Annotated in this window: 12 protein-coding genes; 5 read left to right on the top strand and 7 right to left on the bottom strand. The window is 71.3% G+C overall.

Annotated features, from left to right (window positions below; genetic code table 11):
* Window positions 1–2,210 (top strand): DUF6571 family protein (locus ABD358_RS25580; protein ID WP_344633512.1); only part of this gene is annotated, 2,210 nt, incomplete at its 5' end.
* Window positions 2,183–2,749: a hypothetical protein gene (locus ABD358_RS25575; protein ID WP_344633511.1), complete on the top strand. Its 567-nt coding sequence runs from the start codon at window positions 2,183–2,185 to the stop codon at window positions 2,747–2,749. The genes ABD358_RS25580 and ABD358_RS25575, both read left to right, overlap by 28 nt.
* Window positions 2,750–2,816: 67 nt before the next feature.
* Here ABD358_RS25575 and pepN read toward each other — a convergent pair whose 3' ends face one another.
* Together pepN and ABD358_RS25565 are read right to left on the bottom strand one after the other, a co-directional pair.
* The gene (gene pepN, locus ABD358_RS25570; protein ID WP_344633510.1) at window positions 2,817–5,333 is read right to left on the bottom strand and encodes an aminopeptidase N; all 2,517 of its coding nucleotides are present in this window, start codon (window positions 5,331–5,333) and stop codon (window positions 2,817–2,819) included.
* 82 nt (window positions 5,334–5,415) lie between these two features.
* Entirely contained in the window at window positions 5,416–5,772 is a 357-nt protein-coding gene (locus tag ABD358_RS25565; RefSeq protein WP_344633509.1) for a chorismate mutase, read from the bottom strand.
* Window positions 5,773–5,931: 159 nt separating this feature from the next.
* On the opposite strand from ABD358_RS25565, the gene ABD358_RS25560 reads away from it, so the two are divergent.
* Entirely contained in the window at window positions 5,932–6,402 is a 471-nt protein-coding gene (locus tag ABD358_RS25560) for a PPOX class F420-dependent oxidoreductase (protein WP_344633508.1), read from the top strand.
* 129 nt (window positions 6,403–6,531) lie between these two features.
* Here the strand turns inward: ABD358_RS25560 and ABD358_RS25555 are convergent, their stop codons facing one another.
* From ABD358_RS25555 to ABD358_RS25535, 5 genes are all read right to left on the bottom strand, one after another.
* Window positions 6,532–7,995 (bottom strand): glutamate synthase subunit beta, encoded by a 1,464-nt coding sequence (locus ABD358_RS25555; protein ID WP_344633507.1) that lies wholly within the window; start codon window positions 7,993–7,995, stop codon window positions 6,532–6,534.
* Window positions 7,988–12,547 carry a glutamate synthase large subunit gene (gltB, locus tag ABD358_RS25550; protein WP_344633506.1) on the bottom strand — a complete coding sequence of 1,520 codons (4,560 nt, stop codon included), beginning with the start codon at window positions 12,545–12,547 and terminating at the stop codon, window positions 7,988–7,990. Before gltB ends, ABD358_RS25555 begins: the two co-directional genes overlap by 8 nt.
* Window positions 12,548–12,879: 332 nt before the next feature.
* Window positions 12,880–13,635 (bottom strand): VIT1/CCC1 transporter family protein, encoded by a 756-nt coding sequence (locus ABD358_RS25545; RefSeq protein ID WP_344633505.1) that lies wholly within the window; start codon window positions 13,633–13,635, stop codon window positions 12,880–12,882.
* Window positions 13,636–13,865: 230 nt separating this feature from the next.
* Window positions 13,866–14,852 carry a prolipoprotein diacylglyceryl transferase gene (lgt, locus tag ABD358_RS25540; RefSeq protein WP_344633504.1) on the bottom strand — a complete coding sequence of 329 codons (987 nt, stop codon included), beginning with the start codon at window positions 14,850–14,852 and terminating at the stop codon, window positions 13,866–13,868.
* Window positions 14,853–14,957: 105 nt separating this feature from the next.
* Entirely contained in the window at window positions 14,958–15,686 is a 729-nt protein-coding gene (locus tag ABD358_RS25535) for a DsbA family protein (protein ID WP_344633503.1), read from the bottom strand.
* A 254-nt stretch (window positions 15,687–15,940) separates the two neighbouring features.
* Here ABD358_RS25535 and ABD358_RS25530 point away from each other — a divergent pair, with 254 nt between their 5' ends.
* Both ABD358_RS25530 and ABD358_RS25525 read left to right on the top strand, forming a co-directional pair.
* A complete protein-coding gene (locus ABD358_RS25530; RefSeq protein WP_344633502.1) occupies window positions 15,941–16,330 on the top strand; it encodes a DUF485 domain-containing protein in 390 nt (129 codons plus the stop codon).
* Window positions 16,327–18,021, top strand: a complete 1,695-nt coding sequence (locus ABD358_RS25525) for a solute symporter family protein (RefSeq protein ID WP_344633501.1) — start codon at window positions 16,327–16,329, stop codon at window positions 18,019–18,021. Before ABD358_RS25530 ends, ABD358_RS25525 begins: the two co-directional genes overlap by 4 nt.
* The last annotated feature ends 50 nt before the right edge of the window (window positions 18,022–18,071 follow it).

Raw genomic sequence — 18,071 nt, 5'->3', positions numbered from 1 at the left:
AGCTGGCGGACGACGCCCGCTCCGGCATGGCGGCCAAAGCCGACAAGGCCCGGTGGAGAGGCGAGAACGCCGGCGTCACCAAACCGTTCGTCCGCAAGACCGCCAAGGAGTTCGGCGACGCGGCCGCCCAGGCTGGGAGCATCAGGAACATCCTCCGGGACGCGCACTCCGACCTGTCTTCCGTCCAGTCCGACCTGAAGAAGGCGGTCGAGGACGGCCGCGCGCAGGGAATCCGGGTGCACGACAAGGGCGACGGCACGGTGCGGTGCGCCTTCGAGCAGAAGCCGGGCGGCGGTGCCTCTGCCGAAGAGAAGAAGGCGGAGGAGCAGAAGAAAGCAGCCGCCCAGGAGCTGGAACGCCGGATCAACGCGCTGATCGCGCGGGCCGAGGAGATCGACGACTCGGCGGCCCGGGCGCTGAAGAAGAGCCACGGCGGCGACACCCACGACTTCGGCCATGCGAAGTACTCCTCGCTGGACGACGCCCAGGCCGAACGAGCTCTGGAGCTGGCTGCCCTCGGCCCCGGCATGAACAATCGGGAGTACGCCGAGCTGAACCGGCTGATGACGTTCAACTCGAAGGACCCGGAGTTTTCCACCGCCTTCTACAAGGGACTGGGCGGGCCGGAGCAGGCGCTGAAGTTCTACGCCCGGATGTCGCTCGACGGCACGCAGGGGGACGACAAGGACCGGCTGGCGCTGGCGAAGGACTTCCAGCGCAACATGGGTGTCGCGCTGGCCACGGCCACCGACCCGGACCAGAGGACACATCTGCCCGCCAGCTGGGGCGAGGAGTTCCGCAGGCTCGGAACCAAGCAGATCGAGCTGGATTCGGGAGCGTTCAGCCGACAGTACTACGGCTACCAGATCCTCGGTGGAATGCTGCGTTACGGCAACTACGACGCGGACTTCCTCACCCCGATCGCGGAGCACGTCACCCAGCTCCACCACAAGGACCCCATGCGGTTCATGTCGACCAAGCCGACAGGCATGGGTGACCCCGACTACGGCTTCAACCCGTCCGGGAAGAACGGAGCGGGCTACGACCCGCTGACGAGCGTGCTGGAGGCGCTGGGCCACAGTCCGGAGGCGTCGGAGAGGTTCTTCACGGGTGAGCCGACGGTGTACCGGGAGGACGGCACCGCCGACAAGGGCGCGAAGCTGGGCTACAAGTACCTGGACGAGTTCCTCAAGGAGGACTTCGAGTGGCCGCCGGACACTCTGGCGATGCCGGGCGCCAAGGGGTCGGAAGATGCCTTCAACCATGGGCCCAACGCGCTCGGTCACGCGCTGGAGGCCGCGACCACCGGGCGCGCGTACGACAGCGAGTCGACCAAGCCGGTTGAGCACACGAAGGAGGGCGCGAAGCTCACCGAGCGCCTGGTGAAACACTTCGGCGAACACCCCGAGTTGATCCGCCGAAACGAGAACGGGGAGGCGGAGGATCTGAAGACGGGTCCGCTCCACGCCCTGCGAGACAGCCTGGGCAATATCACCGCCGAGTACATGGGCGACTTCCAGCGGGCAATGTACGGGAGCGGCGGGTCCCCGGATCGTTTCCCGGTTCTCGGAGCATCGGCAAACCTCGACGGCGGACAGGCCCGGCGATTCCTCGCCGAGGTGGGCCGAGATCCGGATGCGTATGCCGCCATCACCAGCGCCCAGCAGGCGCACACATCCGTACTGGTGGATAACGTCATCAATGGGGATAGCGAATCGAAGGTGTCGCTGACGGACCGATTGGAGAACGCCGTCGCTCCCGGCGCCATGATCGCCGGCGTCATGAGCGAGGCCCGTGCCGACGCCATTCACGACTACCACACGGCGTTGGACAAGGACTACAACGAGGCTGCGGCCGACAAGGGCAAGTGGGTGACCCGCACCGTCGAGATGGGTACCTCCGCCATTCCACCCCGGGTGCCGGTTGTAGGCGAAGTCATCAACTGGGTGGCGGAGGACATCACCGAAAGCGTGTTGAAGAGCATCGAGCAGGACACCACCGACAAGAGCGAGGACAAGGCTGGCCGCGAGTATCAAAGAGGCCGAAGTGCGGTCGTTGAAGCTGCCGAAGCGGCAGTCAGGCGCGCGGTGCGCAACAATCCCGAAATCAATCAAGACACCAGCGGAGACCTCCAATACTCGGCAGGAGTTCACGCGGGACTCTGCCACACCGATGGAGCCAAGTGGGAATCGGCTGGAGACAGGTCGTGAATGTGAAACCATCCATGCCAATCGGTGCGGTCTTTCCCCTGGTCGCTGTCCTCCTCTTCTCGGTGAGCGGATGCGCGGGGAAGGACAGGGAAGAGAAGCGGGAGTACGCCGTGCCGGAGTCATTGTGTGACCTGACCGTCGGCGCGGAGGTGATCGCTCCCTTCATGCCTCCGGGGAAGAAGGTCCATCAGTCCGAGGACGGGGGTCCTGGCTCCATCTGGTCCTGTGAGATCTCGGTGGACGGTGAGGAAGTCCTCCGGGTGGCCAGGGAGGTGTGGGAGCCGGGTTGGTCGGCGCGGCGCTTCGCCTCCTCGCAGGCCTATGTGGAACCGGAACACGAGGCTGCTGACAAGTCGTACGTGTACTCCGACAGAGGCGCGGTCACCGTTCTGCGCTGTACGGCCAAGGGCGAGAAATGGGATCTGTTCCTCAAGGCCAAGGCGAGGAATGAGGGTGTGGCCGACGCGAAGGCCATGGAGAAGCTGATCACCACCTATCGCACGGAGTTGGAGAAGCGCGATCCGTGCGCCGACATCTGAGCGGCAGCACGGCCTCCGAAGGCGCCGGGACCCCGTCCGTGGACGGGGTCCCGGCGCCTTGTCTGCGTCAGTGCGCGTTCCGCACGCGCAGGGCGCGGGCGAGGTCGTCGAGTTCGTCGGCGAGCGGGCGGCGCAGGGCGGGGACGAGGGCGGGGTTCTCCAGGCAGCGCTCCCCCGCCGCCAGGGTGCCGGGGTCGGTGAAGGGCCGGGGGAAGCCGCGTTCGGCCAGGGCCTGGGCGATGGCGGCGCCGCGGCGGGCGGCGAGGGCGGGGGCCTGCTCGAAGTAGCGGGGGACGTAGTCGCGCAGCAGGTCGAGGTGTTCGGGGTGCCAGAAGCCCTGGAGGGTGGCGGTGAGCAGGTAGGTGGAGAGGGTGTCGGCCTCGTCGAAGAGGGCCTGCCAGGCGGCTTCCTTGGCGGCGGGGTCCGGGAGGGCCGCGCGGCAGCGGGCGGCGCCTTCGGCGCCGGTGGCGCTGGGGTCGGCCTCCAGTGCGGCGTCGATGTCGGCGGGTCCGGCGGCGCCGAGGACGGCGAGGCGGTGGAGCAGTCGCCAGCGCAGTTCGTGGTCGAGGGGACGGCCGCCGGGGAGGGTTCCGGTGGTCCACCAGCGGTGGAGTTCCCCGGGGTCGGTGGTGCTGTCGACGAGGGTGCGTACGGCGGTCAGGCCCACGCCGCCGTCCCGGTCGCCGTCCGGGGCGCGGTCGATCAGGTCGCGGGCGAGGTCGGCGAGGGTTTCCAGGGCGGCGGTGCGCTGTTCCGGGGGCAGGTAGCGGTCGGCGATCTGGTGGCGGGCGAAGGTGAGGACGCCGGAGACGATGGCGTTGTCGGTTTCGTGGGGCAGGTGGGCGCGGGCGGTGTCCAGGTAGTCGGCGGGCGGGAGTTCGCCGTCGCGGACCGTGTCGCGGAGGGTGTTCCAGACGGTGGCGCGGGTCAGCGGCTCGGGCAGGCCGGACAGGTGGTGCCGTACGGTCCGCCGGGACTGCCCGTCGAGGCGGATCTTGGCGTAGGTGAGGTCGCGGTCGTTGGGGAGGACGAGGTCGGGGCGGGGGCCGTCGGCGGTGAGGGTGTGCCGGTCCTCGTCGGCGGCCAGGTCCACTTCCAGGGGTTCGCGGGGTGTCAGGGTTCCGCTGCCGTCGGCGGCCAGGTCGTACAGGCCGACGGTGATGCGGTGGGGGCGGTTGCCGGTGTGGGTGATCTCCAGGTGCCAGCGGTGCGGTTCCCCGTCGGCGGCCCGGGCGGCGAGGGTGTCGACGCCGCTGGTGCGCAGCCAGCGGTCGGCCCAGGCGTGGACGTCGCGGCCGGAGGCGCGGGCGAGGGAGTCGGTGAAGTCGGCGAGGGTGGCGTTGCCGAAGCGGTGGCGGGCGAAGTGGTCGTTGACGCCGGCGAGGAAGGCTTTCTCGCCGAGCCAGTTGACGAGCTGGCGGAGGGCGGAGGCGCCCTTGGCGTAGGAGATGCCGTCGAAGTTGAGCAGGGCGGTGTCGGTGTCGGGCACCTCCTCGGGTTCGGGGGCGACGGGGTGGGTGGAGGGCCGCTGGTCGGCGTCGTAGCCCCAGGACTTGCGGTTGACGGCGAAGTCGGTCCAGGTGTCGGTGTGGCGGGTGGCCTCGGCGAGGACCTGGAAGCCCATGTACTCGGCGAAGGACTCGTTGAGCCAGATGTCGTCCCACCAGCGGAGGGTGACGAGGTCTCCGAACCACATGTGGGCCATTTCGTGGGCGATGACCATGCCGCGGGACTGGCGCTGGGTGTCGGTGACGGCGGAGCGGAAGACGTACTCGTCGCGGAAGGTGACCAGTCCGGGGTTCTCCATGGCCCCGGCGTTGAACTCGGGGACGAACGCCTGGTCGTAGGAGTCGAAGGGGTAGGGCTCGTCGAAGATCTCGTGGTAGCGGTCGAAGCAGCGGCGGGTGATGTCGAGGAGTTCGGCGGCGTCGGCGTCGAGGTGGGGGGCGAGGGAGCGCCGCACGTGGAGGCCGAAGGGGATGCCGGCGTGTTCGGTGCGCACCGAGTGCCAGGGGCCGGCGGCCAGGGCGACGAGGTAGGTGCTCAGCGGCGGGGTGGTGGCGCATTCCCAGCGGCCGGGTTCGCCTTCGACGCGGTGGGCGGTGCCGTTGCCGAGGACGGTCCACTCCTGGGGGGCGGTGACGGTGACGGCGAAGGGGGCCTTGAGGTCGGGCTGGTCGAAGGCGGCGAAGACGCGGGGGGCCTCGCTCTGGAAGCACATGGTGTAGAGGTAGGTGCGTCCGTCGGCGGGGTCGGTGAAGCGGTGCATGCCCTCGCCGGTGCGGGAGTAGGCCATGTCGGCCTCGACGCGCAGTTCGTGGTCGCCCGCGGTCAGTCCGGTCAGGGGCAGGCGTCCGTCGTCGAGGGCGGCCGGGTCGAGGTCGTGTCCGTCGAGGACGGCCCGGTGGAGGGTGTGGGGCCGTACCTCGACGAAGGTGTCGCCGGCTTCGCGGGTGGTGAAGCGGACGGTGGTGGTGGAGCCGAAGACCTCTTCGCCGCGGGTGAGGTCGAGGTCGATCGTGTAGTGCCGGACGTCGAGGAGGCGGGCGCGGTCGCGGGCCTCGTCGTGGGTGAGTGCGGGCATGGCGCTCATGCTGCCGTACGCGTCCGGCGGTGTGCAGGGGGGTTTCCCGGGCGCGGTCGCCGCCGTCCGGTTCGGGCCGGGGCTACTCCCCCGTTCCCTCGTCGCCCGTCTGGGTGCCCTCCGCGATCCTCTCGTGGTGGCGGATGACCTCGGCGATGATGAAGTTGAGCAGTTTCTCGGCGAACGCGGGGTCGAGTTTGGCGCTCTCGGCGAGGCCGCGCAGCCGGGCGATCTGGCGGGCCTCGCGTGCGGGGTCGGCGGGGGGCAGGTCGTGTTCGGCCTTGAGGCGGCCGACCTGCTGGGTGCATTTGAAGCGCTCGGCGAGCATGTGCACCACGGCCGCGTCGATGTTGTCGATGCTGTCGCGCAGGCGGGTGAGCTCGGCGCGCACGGCCGGGTCGATCCCGCCGGGTGCGCTGTCGGTCTCGCTGTCGTTCATGGTCACCGACTCTATGCGCTGTGGTGGGCGCGTCCGGCCGCGGGTGGCCGGGCGCGCGCAGTGGCGGCAGGCGGTGCGGGGGCTTCGGGAGGCGGTGGATGTGTGGCGGGGCGCGGCGTCGGCCCGTTCCCCGGGCCGGTGGGCTCTTAGGATCGGGGCATGAGTCCTTCCATCGCCACCAGCACCCGTGTCGGACGCGACGAGCTGCTGGAGTTCCTGCGCCCCCGTCATCGGGCGATTCTGCTCACCCGCCGTGCGGACGGCTCCCCGCAGGGGTCGCCGGTGGCGTGCGGGGTGGACGGCGAGGGGCGGATCGTGGTGTCGACGTATCCGGAGCGGGCCAAGACCCGCAACGCCCGCCGGGACCCGTCCGTCAGTGTGATCGTGCTGTCGGACGACTGGGACGGCCCGTGGGTGCAGGTGGACGGCACCGCGGAGGTGCTGGACGTGCCCGAGGCGGTGGAGCCGCTGGTGGAGTACTTCCGGGTGATCGCGGGTGAGCACCCGGACTGGGACGAGTACCGGGAGGCGATGGTGCGGCAGGGGAAGTCGCTGCTGCGGATCACGCCGGTGCGCTGGGGTCCGGTGGCCACGGGTGGTTTCCCGGCGCGGCTGGCGGAGGGTTCCTGAGCGGGGCGTCCGGCCGAACAACGGGTGTGCCGCGGCGCCGGCCCCCGGTCGGGGAGGGGGCCGGCGCCGCGGTCGTCCCGCGGGGGCCGCGGGCCGGTGCCGCGCGGCGCCCGCGGGCGGCCGGGGCCGTCAGACCGTCAGTGCGCGGTCCGTCGGCTTGATGGGGGCGGGCAGCGAGCTGGCGCCGGTGAGGTAGCGGTCCACGGCGCGGGCGGCGGAGCGGCCCTCGGCGATGGCCCACACGATCAGCGACTGGCCGCGGCCGGCGTCTCCGGCGACGAACACGCCGTCGACGTTGGTGGCGAAGTCGGCGTCGCGGGCGACGTTGCCGCGGGCGTCCAGTTCCAGGCCGAGCTGGTCGACCAGGCCGTTGGTGGTGTCGATGCCGGTGAAGCCCATGGCCAGGGTGACGAGCTGGGCGGGGATCCTCTTCTCGGTGCCGGGCTTCGGCTCGAACCTCCCGTCCCTGAACTCGACCTCGACCAGGTGGAGGGCCTGGACGTTGCCGTCCTCGTCGCCTTCGAAGTGGGTGGTGGAGACGGAGTACAGCCTCTCGCCGCCCTCCTCGTGCGCGGAGGTGACCTTGTAGAGCATGGGGAAGGTGGGCCACGGCTGGGTGACCGGGTCCCGCTCCTCGCCCGGGCGGGGCATGATCTCCAGCTGGGTGACGGAGAGGGCGCCCTGGCGGTGGGCGGTGCCGACGCAGTCGGCGCCGGTGTCGCCGCCGCCGATGACGACGACGTGCTTGCCCTCGGCGGTGATCGGCGGAGTGACGTAGTCGCCCTCCTGGACCTTGTTGGCCAGGGGCAGGTACTCCATCGCCTGGTGGATGCCCTTGAGTTCGCGGCCGGGGACGGGCAGGTCGCGTGCGGTGGTGGAGCCGGCGGCGATGACGATCGCGTCGTAGCGCCTGCGCAGGTCGGCGGCGTCGATGTCGCGGCCGATCTCCACGCCGGTGCGGAACTTGGTGCCTTCGGCGCGCATCTGCTCGATGCGGCGGTTGATGTGCCGCTTCTCCATCTTGAACTCGGGGATGCCGTAGCGCAGCAGTCCGCCGACGCGGTCGGCGCGTTCGTAGACGGCGACCGTGTGGCCGGCGCGGGTGAGCTGCTGGGCGGCGGCCAGGCCGGCGGGTCCGGAGCCGATGACGGCGACGGTCTTGCCCGACAGGCGCTCGGGGGGCTGCGGGGTGACGCCGCCGGCCTCCCAGGCCTTGTCGATGATGGTGACCTCGACGTTCTTGATGGTCACCGGGGGCTGGCTGATGCCCAGCACGCAGGCCGACTCGCACGGTGCCGGGCAGAGCCGTCCGGTGAATTCGGGGAAGTTGTTGGTGGCGTGGAGGCGTTCGCCGGCGGCCTGCCAGTCGCCGCGCCAGGCGTAGTCGTTCCACTCGGGGATGAGGTTGCCCAGCGGGCAGCCGTTGTGGCAGAACGGGATGCCGCAGTCCATGCAGCGGCCGGCCTGCTTGCCGATGATCGGCAGCAGGGAGCCGGGGACGTACACCTCGTTCCAGTCCTTGACGCGCTCCGCCGCGGGGCGGGTCTCGGCGACCTCGCGTCCGGTGGTCAGGAAGCCCTTGGGGTCAGCCATTGGTCGCCGCCTCCATCATCTTCTCGTGGGTCTCGGACTGGGACAGTCCGGCTCGCTCGGCGGCGTCCTTGGCGGCGAGCACTGCCTTGTACGTGGTGGGCATGATCTTGCTGAAGCGGCCGGCGGCGCTCTCCCAGTCGGCGAGCAGCGCCTCGGCGACGGTGGAGCCGGTCTCCTCGTGGTGGCGGCGCACCACGTCGTGCAGCCACTGCCGGTCCGTCTCGTCGAGGGGTTCGACGGCGTCGGCGACGTCGGGGTTGACGTCGTCGGTGTCCAGGTCGACGACGTACGCGGTGCCGCCGGACATGCCGGCGCCGAAGTTGCGGCCGGTGGGGCCCAGGACGACGGCCGCGCCGCCGGTCATGTACTCGCAGCCGTGGTCGCCGACGCCCTCGGAGACGACCAGGGCGCCGGAGTTGCGGACGCAGAAGCGTTCGCCGACGCTGCCGCGGAGGAACATCTCGCCGCCGGTGGCGCCGTAGGCGAGGGTGTTGCCGGCGATGGTGGAGTACTCGGCCAGGTGGGTGGCGTTCCGGTCGGGGCGGACGACGACGCGTCCGCCCGACAGGCCCTTGCCGACGTAGTCGTTGGCGTCGCCCTCCAGGCGGAGGGTGACCCCGCGCGGCAGGAACGCGCCGAAGGACTGGCCGGCGGAGCCGGTGAAGGTGATGTCGATGGTGTCGTCGGGCAGTCCGGCGCCGCCGAACCTCTTCGTCACCTCGTGGCCCAGCATGGTGCCCACCGTCCGGTTGACGTTGCGGATCGGCACCTGGGCGCGGACCGGCTGGGCGGCCTCGGGGGTGTCGGCCGACAGGGCGTCGGCGGCGAGCCTGATGAGCTCGTTGTCGAGGGCCTTCTCCAGGCCGTGGTCCTGGGCGGTGGTCCGGCGGCGGGCGGCGCCGGCGGGCAGGTCGGGGACGTGGAGGAGCGGGGCCAGGTCCAGGCCCTGGGCCTTCCAGTGGTCCACCGCGCGGCCGACGTCGAGGACCTCGGCGTGGCCGATGGCCTCGTCGAGGGTGCGGAAGCCCAGTTCGGCGAGGAGTTCGCGGACCTCTTCGGCGATGAACTCGAAGAAGTTCACCACGAACTCGGGCTTGCCGGTGAAGCGTTCGCGCAGCACCGGGTTCTGGGTGGCGATGCCCACGGGGCAGGTGTCCAGGTGGCACACGCGCATCATCACGCAGCCGGAGACGACCAGCGGGGCGGTGGCGAAGCCGTACTCCTCGGCGCCCAGCAGGGCGGCGATCACCACGTCGCGGCCGGTCTTGAGCTGGCCGTCGGTCTGGACGACGATGCGGTCGCGCAGGCCGTTGAGGAGCAGGGTCTGCTGGGTCTCGGCCAGGCCGAGTTCCCAGGGGCCGCCCGCGTGCTTGAGGGAGGTGAGCGGGGAGGCGCCGGTGCCGCCGTCGTGGCCGGAGATCAGCACGACGTCCGCGTGGGCCTTGGAGACGCCGGCCGCGACCGTGCCGACGCCGACCTCGGAGACCAGCTTCACGTGGATGCGGGCGTCGGGGTTGGCGTTCTTCAGGTCGTGGATGAGCTGGGCGAGGTCCTCGATGGAGTAGATGTCGTGGTGGGGCGGCGGGGAGATGAGCCCGACGCCGGGGGTGGAGTGCCGGGTCCTGGCGACCCACGGGTAGACCTTGGGGCCGGGGAGCTGGCCGCCCTCGCCGGGCTTGGCGCCCTGGGCCATCTTGATCTGGATGTCGTCGGCGTTGACCAGGTACTCGCTGGTGACGCCGAAGCGGCCGGAGGCGACCTGCTTGATCGCCGAGCGGCGGGCGGGGTCGTACAGCCGCTCGGGGTCCTCTCCGCCCTCGCCGGTGTTGGACTTGGCGCCCAGCCGGTTCATGGCGATGGCGAGGGTTTCGTGCGCCTCCTGGGAGATGGAGCCGTAGGACATCGCTCCGGTGGAGAACCGCTTGACGATCTCCGAGACGGGTTCGACCTCCTCGATCGGCACCGGCTTGCGGTCGGACTTGAAGCCGAACAGGCCGCGCAGTGTCATCAGGCGCTCGGACTGCTCGTCCACGCGCCGGGTGTACTGCTTGAAGATGTCGTAGCGGCGGGTGCGGGTGGAGTGCTGGAGGCGGAAGACCGTCTCCGGGTCGAACAGGTGCGGTTCGCCCTCGCGGCGCCACTGGTACTCGCCGCCGATCTCCAGCCTGCGGTGGGCGGGGGCGATGCCCGAGGGCGGGTAGGCCTTGGCGTGGCGGGCGGCGACCTCGGCGGCGATGACGTCGAGGCCGGCTCCGCCGATCTTGGTGGCGGTGCCGTGGAAGTAGGTGTCGACGAACTCCTCGTCCAGGCCGACGGCCTCGAAGACCTGGGCGCCGCGGTAGGAGGCGACGGTGGAGATGCCCATCTTGGACATCACCTTCAGCACGCCCTTGCCGAGTGCCTTGATCAGGTTCCGGATGGCGGTGCCGGGGTCCGTGCCGGCGGGGAGGAAGGTGCCCGCGCGGACGAGGTCCTCGACGGACTCCATGGCCAGGTAGGGGTTGACGGCCGCGGCGCCGTAGCCGATGAGCAGGGCGACGTGGTGGACCTCGCGGACGTCGCCGGCCTCGACCAGCAGGCCCACCTGGGTGCGCTGCCTGGTGCGGATGAGGTGGTGGTGCACCGCGGAGGTGAGCAGCAGCGAGGGGATGGGGGCGTGCTCGGCGTCGGAGTGGCGGTCGGACAGGACGATCAGCCGGGCGCCGTCGGCGATGGCGGCGTCGGCCTCGGCGCAGATCTCCTCGAGCCGGTCGGCCAGGGCCTTTCCGCCTCCGGTCACGCGGTAGAGGCCGGAGAGGGTGACGGCCTTCATGCCGGGCATGTCGCCGTCGGCGTTGATGTGGACGAGCTTGGCCAGTTCGTCGTTGTCGATCACCGGGAAGGGCAGGGTGACGCTGCGGCAGGAGGCCGCGGTGGGCTCCAGCAGGTTGCCCTGGGGGCCGAGCGAGGACTGCAGGGAGGTGACGAGTTCCTCGCGGATGGCGTCCAGCGGCGGGTTGGTGACCTGCGCGAAGAGCTGGGTGAAGTAGTCGAAGATCAGCCGGGGCCGCTCGGAGAGCGCGGCGATGGGCGAGTCGGTGCCCATGGAGCCGATGGGTTCGGCGCCGGTGCGGGCCATCGGGGCGAGGAGGACGCGCAGTTCCTCCTCGGTGTAGCCGAAGGTCTGCTGGCGGCGGGTGACCGAGGCGTGGGTGTGGACGACGTGCTCGCGCTCGGGGAGGTCGCCGAGTTCGATGATCCCCGCGTCCAGCCACTCCTGGTAGGGGTGCTCGGAGGCGAGCCTGTCCTTGATCTCGTCGTCCTCGATGATGCGGTGCTCGGCGGTGTCCACCAGGAACATGCGGCCGGGCTGGAGGCGGCCCTTGCGGACGACCCTGGCCTGGTCGATGTCGAGGACGCCGACCTCGGAGGAGAGGACGACCAGCCCGTCGTCGGTGACCCAGTAGCGTCCCGGGCGCAGGCCGTTGCGGTCGAGGACGGCGCCGACCTGGACGCCGTCGGTGAAGGTGACGCAGGCGGGGCCGTCCCAGGGCTCCATCATCGTGGAGTGGTACTGGTAGAAGGCGCGGCGGGCCGGGTCCATGGAGGGGTGGTTCTCCCACGCCTCGGGGACCATCATCAGCACCGCGTGCGGCAGGGACCGGCCGCCGAGGTGGAGCAGTTCCAGCACCTCGTCGAAGGAGGCCGAGTCGGAGGCGTCCGGGGTGCAGACGGGGAAGAGCCGCGAGAGGTCGCGGTCGCCGAACAGGTCGGAGGCCAGCTGGGACTCCCGGGCCCGCATCCAGTTGCGGTTGCCCCGGACGGTGTTGATCTCGCCGTTGTGCGCGACGAAGCGGTAGGGGTGGGCCAGCGGCCAGGAGGGGAAGGTGTTGGTGGAGAACCGGGAGTGGACCAGCGCGATGGCGCTGGCGAAGCGGCGGTCCGACAGGTCGGGGAAGAAGGGTTCGAGCTGCCCGGTGGTGAGCATGCCCTTGTAGACGATGGTCCGCGCGGACAGCGAGGGGAAGTAGACGCCGGCCTCGCGCTCGGCGCGCTTGCGCAGCACGAACGCCTTGCGGTCCAGGGCGAGGCCGGTGCTGGCGCGGTCGGCGACGAAGAGCTGGCGGAAGGCGGGCATGGTGGAGCGGGCGGTCGCGCCGAGCAGGTCGGGGGCGGTGGGGACCTCGCGCCAGCCCAGGACGGTCAGCTCCTCCTCGGCGGCGATCGTCTCGATGCGTGAGACGGCGTCGGCCGCCTGCGCGGTGTCCACCGGGAGGAAGGCGGTGCCCACGGCGTAGGCGCCCGCCTCGGGGAGGTCGAGACCGGCGGTCTCGCGGAAGAACGCGTCCGGGATCTGGACGAGGATGCCCGCGCCGTCCCCGGAGTCGGCCTCGGCTCCGGTGGCGCCCCGGTGCTCCAGGTTGCGCAGGACGGTCAGGGCCTGTTCGACCAGGCGGTGGCTCGCCTCCCCGGTGAGGGTGGCCACGAAGCCGACACCGCAGGCGTCGTGCTCGTCGCGCGGGTCGTACATTCCCTGCTTGGCAGGGTGGGCCGTCAGGGGCGCAGCACGCATCGGCTCTCCCGTCGTCGTCGTGGCAGTTTCCTGATGCCGAGGGACGACGTTGGCCCTCTGCGTACAAATTTTCGTGCAGGTTACATGATGGAGGGTTTTTCCGGCACGTGGATGGCCGAGTCCATCATGCGGACGTGAATGGGGGTTCGCCCCCGCTCATACGGTTCGGTACCGGTGCGGGAGTCGGGGGGGACGCCGGCGTCACTGCCGGAAGCGCTCCGGTCTCATCCCCAGCCGTGACGCGTCTGAAACCACCGGGTAACACGGAAATCCCCCGTTCGGGAGTGAAGCGGGTCACAGTCCTCTCCCCGGCCGCTCCCGGCGTCCACGGGTCATCCCACGGCCACGCCGAACAGGGTGCCGAGCCCGTAGGTGACCGCGGCCGCCGCGCCGCCCAGGAAGAGCTGCCGCAGTCCGCTGTACCACCACGGCCGCGTGGTCACCTTCGCCACGGCCGCGCCGCACAGGAACAGCCCCAGCAGGGCGACCGCCACGGCCGGCCACAGCTCGACGGCTCCCAGCAGGTAGGGCAGGACGGGCAGCAGGGCGCCCACCGCGAAGGAGGCGAAGGAGGAGACGGCGGCGAGCATCGGCGACGGCAGTTCGCCCGGGTCCACTCCCAGCTCCTCGCGGGCGTGGATCTCCAGGGCCTGCTCGGGGTTCCTGGACAGGTGCTCGGCGACCTCCTCCGCCAGCTCGGGCGGCAGCCCCCGGCCCCGGTACAGGGCGACCAGCTCGCGCCGCTCGGCCTCGGGGTTGTGCATCAGCTCGCGCCGCTCGACCTCCAGCTCGGCCAGGACCAGGTCGCGCTGGGAGGCCACCGAGGTGTACTCGCCGGCGGCCATGGAGAACGCGCCGGAGGCGAGTCCGGCCAGGCCGGTGATGACGATCACCTGCCGTGCCACGTCGCCGCCCGCGACGCCCGTCATCAGGGCGAGGTTGGACACCAGGCCGTCCATGGCGCCGAAGACGGCCGGGCGCAGCCAGCCCCCGCTGACGTCGCGGTGGGTGTGGTTCGCGGCGTGCGCCGAGTTCGGCGCTCCGGGCCGCAGCGTGACCTCTGTCTCGTCCCCGGCCCTGGGCGACATCCGCTCCACCCCTCCTCGTTCCGCGTCTCCGGGTTCGTCCGGACCCTCCCGACCGTACGCCCGCGGCTCGGCACGCGCCAGCAAGGAAGGCCGTACTTACCTGCCTGACCTGCGGTTTCTCCTCGGTCGTCCTCTCCCGGCATGCGGACGGCCCCGGCCCCGCGGGAAGCGGAACCGGGGCCGGGCCAGAGCGGGGCGGGGCGGGGCGGGGCCAGAGCGGGGCGGGGTGCTCAGCGCCCGGCGGACGCGGGCCTTCCGCCGCCGTTCCCCGCGGACTCGTCCTTCGCGGCGTCCTCGCCCTTCCCGGAGCCGCCGTCCCCGGCGTCGCCTGTGCCGTCGTCGTCCCCTGTGCCGTCGTCTCCCGTGCCGCCGTCCCCGGCGGTCTTCTCCGCCCTCGGCTCCACGACGTCCTCACGGCCCGGACGGAGCCTGGCCGAGAGCACGATGTAGACCACCGCGCCCAGGAAGACCGCGATCGAGGTCCAGTTGTTCAGGCGCAGGCCCCAGATCTCGTGGGCCTCGTCGACCCTCATGTACTCGATCCAGAAGCGGCCCACCGTGTACGCCGCGACGTACAGGGCGAACGCCCGGCCGTGGCCCAGCCGGAAGCGGCGGTCCGCCCAGATCACCAGCAGGGCGACCCCCACGCACCACAGCGACTCGTACAGGAAGGTGGGGTGGTACGTGGCCAGGTCCAGGCTCTCGGGGGGTCGGTTCTCCGGATCGATCCGGACGGCCCACGGCAGGTCGGTGGGGCGTCCGAACAGCTCCTGGTTGAACCAGTTGCCCCAGCGTCCGACGGCCTGGGCGAGCGCGATGCCGGGCGCGATGGCGTCCGCGTACGCGGGCAGCGGGATGCCCCGCCTGCGGCAGCCGATCCAGGCGCCCACCGCGCCGAGCGAGATCGCCCCCCAGATGCCGAGGCCGCCCTCCCAGATCTTGAAGGCGTCCACCCAGTTCCGGCCCTCGCCGAAGTAGAGCTGGTAGTCGGTGACGACGTGGTACAGACGGCCGCCGGCCAGGCCGAACGGCACCGCCCACACGGCGATGTCGGCGACCGTCCCGGGCTGCCCGCCGCGGGCGGTCCAGCGCTTCCCGCCGAGCCAGACGGCGATGAAGACGCCCAGGATGATGCAGAACGCGTAGCCCCGCAGCGGGACCGGTCCGAGGAGGATCTCGCCGGACGATGGGCTGGGGATGAAGGCAAGGGTGTCCATGGCCCCACGAACGCTACCGTGCCGGGCCCGGCGGGCGGCAGCCCGCCCGGCAACGGGTCCGTAACGCACCCGCGCGGCGCGCGCCGGGACGCCCGCACGGCCGGTTCACGCCGTCCGCGCCGCCGCCTCGACCCTCTCCTCCAGCTCCCGCGGGCCCGGGAGCGCGGCGGGGTCGGCGAAGAGGTCCTCGCCGTCCAGCAGGACGGTGGGCGTGGAGTCGTGGCCGGCCCGGAGGAACGCCTCGGTGGAGCGCTCCACCCACTCCAGGTGGGTGCCCTCGCGGACGCAGCGGGTGAAGTCCGGACCGCTCAGCCCCTCCACCTCCTCCGCCAGCTCCAGGAGCCGGTCGCTGTCGCCGAAGGCGTCGTCGGGTTCCTGCGGCCGGCCGGCGAAGAGGACGCCGCGGTACTCCCGGAACCTCCCCTCGTCGCGGGCGCAGGCGGCGGCGTTGGCGGCGTACGCCGAGCCGCGGCCCCCCACGTTGCCGTCGACGACGGCGACGAGGCGGTGCTCCACCCTCAGCCGCCCGCCGTCCTGGAGCCGGCGGAGCGTCCGGCCGAAGCCGTGCTCGAAGTGGGCGCAGCCCGGGCAGCGGAAGTCCTCGTAGAGGGTGAGGGTGACCGGGGCCCGTCGGCTGCCGTCGGTGATCGGCGCGGCCTCCGGGCCGCCCCGGCCGGCCGCCACGGCTCCGGCCAGTCCCACGGCGCCGAGCACGGCGAGGACGGCGAGTGCCGTCCCCGGCGTCCCGGCGCGCCGCCCGGCCGCCCTCCGCCTCTTCCTCCGCCGCCGCTCGCGTGCGCCGCCGCCGTCCTGGGGAACGTTCCGGTTCGTCATGCTCCGATCCAACGGACCGGGACCGGGCCGCCGCACGTCCGCCGCCGCCGTCTTCCCCCGAAGGCGTGACCGTTCGTCGCGGATATCGACCGGTCGGCGCACGACGATCCACCGTTCGGCGCGCGCACACGGCGTTCGCCGCACACCGGGAACTTCGTCTTCACCCTGGGTGTGACGCCGCTTACGTTCCCCGCATTCCTTTTCCGCTCCCGTACGTCGTGTCGTTTCGCGTCGTGTCGATGAAGGAGGCGGCAGTGTCCGCAGAACATCCGCACCAAACCCTGGACCCCGCCGGGGACGCGGAGGACCGCATGGTGGCCATGCACAGCGATCCGCGCTTCCTGGATCTCAAGCGCAGGCTGACCAAGTTCGTCTTCCCCGCGAGCATCGCCTTCCTCGCCTGGTACCTGCTGTACGTGGTGATGTCGGTCTACGCCCGCGGAGTGATGTCCACCGTCCTCTTCGGTGACGTCAACGTGGCCCTGCTCTTCGGGGTCCTGCAGTTCGTCACCACCTTCGGCATCGCGATCCTGTACTCGCGCTACGCCGACCGGAGGCTCGACCCGGTCGCCGACGCCCTGCGCGCCGAGCTGACCGCCCCGCCCGCCCGCGACAACCACGACCTCTGGGGAGGCCGGGCATGACCAGCTCCTCCGCGACGCTTCTGGCCGCCGAGGTCAGCTCCAGCAGCCGCGTCATCACCATGCTGCTGTTCACGGTGATGATCGCCGCGACGCTCGGCATCACCATCTGGGCCAGCCGGCAGACCAAGACCGCCGCCGACTTCCACTCCGGCGGCCGGTCCTTCTCCGGCATCCAGAACGGCTTCGCCATCGGCGGCGACTACATGTCCGCCGCGTCGTTCCTCGGCATCGCGGGCATGATCGCGCTGTTCGGCTACGACGGTTTCCTGTACTCCATCGGCTTCCTCGTCGCCTGGCTGGTGGCGCTGCTGCTGGTGGCCGAGCTGCTGCGCAACTCCGGCCGGTTCACCATGGCCGACGTGCTCTCCTACCGGATGCAGCAGCGTCCGGTGCGCACCGCGGCGGCCGTCTCCACCATCGTGGTGTCGATCTTCTACCTGCTGGCCCAGATGGTGGGCGCCGGTGCGCTGATCGCGCTGCTGCTGGGCATCCAGCCGGGCGAGACGTTCCTGGGCATGGACGCCGACACCGCGAAGATCATGGGCATCGTCGTCGTGGGCGTCCTGATGACCGTCTACGTCAGCTTCGGCGGTATGAAGGGCACCACCTGGGTGCAGATCGTCAAGGCCGTCATGCTGATGGGCGGCGCCGCGCTGCTGACCGTCATGGTGCTGGCCGAGTACGGGTTCAGCTTCGGCGCCCTGATGTCGGACGCCGCGCAGGCCAGCGGCGCCGGCCAGGCGTTCTTGGAGCCCGGGCTGCGGTACGGCGTGGAGGTGCCCGGCGACGCCCTGCAGACGCTGTGGAACAAGCTGGACCTGATCAGCCTCGGCCTCGCCCTGGTGCTGGGCACCGCGGGCCTGCCGCACATCCTGATCCGCTTCTACACCGTCCCGGACTCCAAGGCCGCCCGGAAGTCCGTCAACTGGGGCATCGGCCTGATCGGCAGCTTCTACCTGCTGACCCTGGTCCTGGGCTTCGGCGCCGCCGCCCTGGTCGGCAAGGACGCCATCACCGCCCAGGACGCGGCGGGCAACACCGCGGCCCCGCAGCTCGCGCAGGTGCTGGGCGAGAACGTCGGCGGCGACACCGTGGGCGCCGTGCTGCTGGCCGTGATCGCCGCGGTGGCCTTCGCGACCATCCTGTCCACGGTGGCCGGCCTGTCCATCGCCTCCTCCTCGTCCCTGGCGCACGACTTCTACAACAGCGTGCTGCGCAAGGGGCGGGCGTCGGAGAACGAGGAGATCAGGGTCGCCCGGTTCTCGGCCTTCGGCATCGGCGCCGTGGCGATCATCCTGGCGATCTTCGCGCAGGGTCTGAACGTGGCGTTCCTGGTGGCCCTGGCGTTCGCCATCGCCGCCTCGGCCAACCTGCCGACGCTGCTGCTCAGCCTGTTCTGGAAGCGCTTCAACACCCAGGGCGCGGTCGCGGGCATCTACGGCGGTCTGGTCAGCGCCGTCGGCCTGGTGATCTTCTCGCCGGTGTTCTCCGGCAACGAGAAGGCGCTCGTCCCGGGCATCGACATCGCCTGGTTCCCGCTGTCGAACCCGGGCATCGTCTCCATCCCGCTCGGCCTGCTGTGCGCGGTCGTCGGCACGCTGATGTCGGGCGAGAACAACCCCCGGCGCTTCGCGGAGCTCCAGGTGCGGGCGCTGACCGGGGCCGGTGCGGAGGGCGCCTCCCAGCACTGACCGGCGGCCCGCGGCCCCGCGGGGCGGGAAGACCCCCGGTGGCGGGCGCT

The sequence above is a fragment of the Streptomyces glaucosporus genome (assembly GCF_039533345.1).
Taxonomy (GTDB): domain Bacteria; phylum Actinomycetota; class Actinomycetes; order Streptomycetales; family Streptomycetaceae; genus Streptomyces; species Streptomyces glaucosporus.
This window is presented reverse-complemented; position numbering and strand designations above follow the sequence as displayed.